The organism is Sporichthya sp. (genome assembly GCF_013815995.1).
In the GTDB taxonomy this organism is placed as follows: Bacteria; Actinomycetota; Actinomycetes; order Sporichthyales; family Sporichthyaceae; genus Sporichthya.
Genome location: NZ_JACDFE010000359.1, coordinates 1 through 2,756 on the forward strand (window position 1 = coordinate 1; position 2,756 = coordinate 2,756).

The 2,756-nt window shown below is 73.7% G+C and carries 3 protein-coding genes and 1 pseudogene; all 4 read left to right on the forward strand.

The genetic code is table 11. The features are described 5' to 3' along the window. Positions 1–731: FAD-dependent oxidoreductase (locus H0X00_RS23195; protein ID WP_293775177.1), on the forward strand; the 731-nt coding region annotated here is incomplete at its 5' end. Further along, positions 728–1,462 (forward strand): hydrogen peroxide-dependent heme synthase, encoded by a 735-nt coding sequence (gene hemQ / locus H0X00_RS23200; RefSeq protein WP_293775178.1) that lies wholly within the window; start codon positions 728–730, stop codon positions 1,460–1,462. The genes H0X00_RS23195 and hemQ, both read left to right, overlap by 4 nt. Positions 1,463–1,479: 17 nt before the next feature. Next, the gene (locus H0X00_RS23205; RefSeq protein WP_293775180.1) at positions 1,480–2,169 is read left to right on the forward strand and encodes a response regulator transcription factor; all 690 of its coding nucleotides are present in this window, start codon (positions 1,480–1,482) and stop codon (positions 2,167–2,169) included. Beyond that, a pseudogene (locus H0X00_RS23210) lies at positions 2,156–2,756 on the forward strand (sensor histidine kinase); the annotation flags it as partial. The gene H0X00_RS23205 and the pseudogene H0X00_RS23210, both read left to right, overlap by 14 nt.

A 2,756-nucleotide genomic window follows, 5' to 3' on the forward strand; every position in this document is an offset into this window, starting at 1 on the left:
CGGGCGCGAGCGGGGCGCGGGTGCGTACCGGGGTCACGGTGCAGGCCCTGGCGCGGACCGAGACCGGCTGGTCGCTGCGCATCCGCTCCGGCCTCGAGGACGAGTTGATCGAGGCCGACGCGGTGATCCTCGCCGTCCCGGCTCCCGCCGCAGCCCGACTGCTCGGTGACCAGGTACCGGCGGCGGCCGCGGAGCTGGCCGGGATCACGTACGCCTCGATGGCGATCGTCACCCTCGTCTATCCGCCCGCCGCGGGTGAACCGCCGGTGAGCGGCAGCGGCTTCCTGGTCCCGGCCGTGGACCGGCGGCTGATCAAGGCGGTGACGCTGTCCTCGGCCAAGTGGGAGTGGACCGCGGCCGCGGCGACCGCCGCCGGCTCCGGCACCGTGCTGCGGGCCTCGGTCGGGCGGCTCGGTGAGGAGGACGACCTGCAGCGCTCGGACGAGGACCTGGTGCACGGTGTCGCGGTCGACGTCGCGCACGCCACCGGGCTCGCCGGCTCGCCCGCGGACTGGCTCGTCAACCGCTGGGGTGGCGCGCTGCCGCAGTACACCGTCGGGCATCTGGACCGGGTCCGGCGGATCCGGGACGCCGTCGCGACGGCATCGGGCCTGGCCGTCTGCGGGGCCGCCTACGACGGGGTGGGAATCGCCGCCTGCGTGGCGAGCGCCCGCCTGGCGGCGGAGCGGATTGTCACCGGATCCGGGGCCGGCGGCAGAATGGCGTCATGACTTCCCCTCACGGCCACGAAACTGCCGGCGAGCGCCCGCGCTCCGACATGTCCGCGCGCGAGCTCAACACCGTCATCCGGTACGCGATGTGGTCGGTCTTCAAGGTCGCCCGCCCGCTGGGCGAGGGTGACCGCACCGCGCTCACCGAGGAGTTCTCCGGCCTGCTCGACCAGCTCGCCGCCAAGGACGTGGTGATCCGCGGCCTCTACGACGTCTCCGGGCTGCGCGCCGACGCCGACCTGATGATCTGGTGGCACGCCGAGGATTCCGACGACCTGCAGCAGGCCTACTCGGCCTTCCGTCGCACGGCACTGGGTCGCGCCTGCGACCCGGTGTGGTCCCAGCTCGCACTGCACCGCCCGGCCGAGTTCAACAAGAGCCACATCCCGGCGTTCCTGGCCGACGAGCAGGCCCGCAACTACGTCTGCGTCTACCCGTTCGTGCGCTCCCTGGAGTGGTACCTGCTCCCGGACGAGAAGCGCCGGGCGATGCTCGCCGAGCACGGCAAAATGGCGCGTGAGTACCCGGACGTCCGCGCGAACACGGTCTCCAGCTTCGCCCTCGGCGACTACGAGTGGATGCTCGCCTTCGAAGCCGATGAGCTGTGGCGCATCGTCGACCTGATGCGCCACCTGCGGGCCAGCGAGGCCCGGCTCTACACCAAGCACGAGACCCCGTTCTACACCGGACGCCGCCGCGAGGCAGCGGACCTCGTCGCCGCGCTGCCTTAGCCGCCGGAGCCGCGGCGATGACGGGGGGCGAAGGCGCCCGCGGCCTGCTGGTGCTGGTGGCCGAGGACGAGCCTGCGATCGCCGACCTCCTCGAGCTCTACCTCGGGCGCGAGGGGTACGTGGTGGTCCGCGCCCCCGACGGGCCCACGGCCCTGGCCGCCGCAGAAGCCCGCTCCCCGGCTGCGATCGTCCTGGACATCGGCCTGCCCGGCCTCGACGGCATGGAGGTCTGCCGACGCCTGCGCGCAGCCGGGAACTGGACGCCCGTCCTGTTCGTGACCGCCCGTGATGACGAGGTCGATCGCATCGTGGGTCTGGAGCTCGGCGCCGACGACTACATCACCAAGCCGTTCAGCCCGCGCGAGGTGGTGAGCCGGGTGAAGGCCGTGTTGCGCCGCGCCGAGGGCGCGACGCCGGCCGGACAGGTCCTGACCTCCGGCGACGTCACGCTCGACCCGGTGAGCCGCACCGTGGTCGCCGCCGGGCGGGACGTGGCCCTGACCGCGACCGAGTTCGACCTGCTGGCCCACCTGATGCGGCACCGGCGCCAGGTGCTTCGCCGCGAGCAGCTCCTCGCCGAGGTCTGGGGTTACCCGGAGGACGTCTCCACCCGCACCGTCGACGTGCACATCGCGGCCCTGCGGGCGAAGCTCGGCGTGGCCAGTCCCGTGCGCACGGTCCGAGGTGTCGGCTATGCCGTCGACTGAGGCCGCCCAGCGGCGGGCGACACTGGCCACGCGGACCTCGCTCGCGATGGGCCTGGTCGCCCTCGTCGCCGTGCTCATCTCCGGTGTGATCGCGCTGCCGCTGATCGGCCAAGCGGCCGAAGACCAGGCCCGCCGTCAGCTCGGCGCCTCGGCCGACCTCGTGGCCGCGACCGCCGACCGCCCCAACGAGGTTGTCCGCGCGACCGGGCTGACCCGGCTGCGCCAGCTGCTGGCCAAGCAGCAGATCGACCTGCTGATCCTCCGCCCCAGGGTCGCGGCGAGATTGGACCCGGCCGATGTCGCGGCCGTTGCGGCGGGCGACGCCGTGTCCGGCACCCGTACGGTCGGCGGGCGGCGCAGCCTTCTGGAGGCGCGTCCGACCGGTGACGGAACCGGGATCGCGCTGGTGCAGCCGCTCTCGGAGATCACCTCCTCGCGGGAGAAGGCCGTTCGGCGGTTGGTGCTCGCGCTCGCCCTGGGTCTGGGCGGCGGCGCCGCTGCCGGTCTGGCGCTGTCCTGGCAGCTCGCGCGTCCGCTGCGGAGGGTGGCCGCCGCGGCGCAGGAGCTCGCGGCCGGTCACCGCGAGG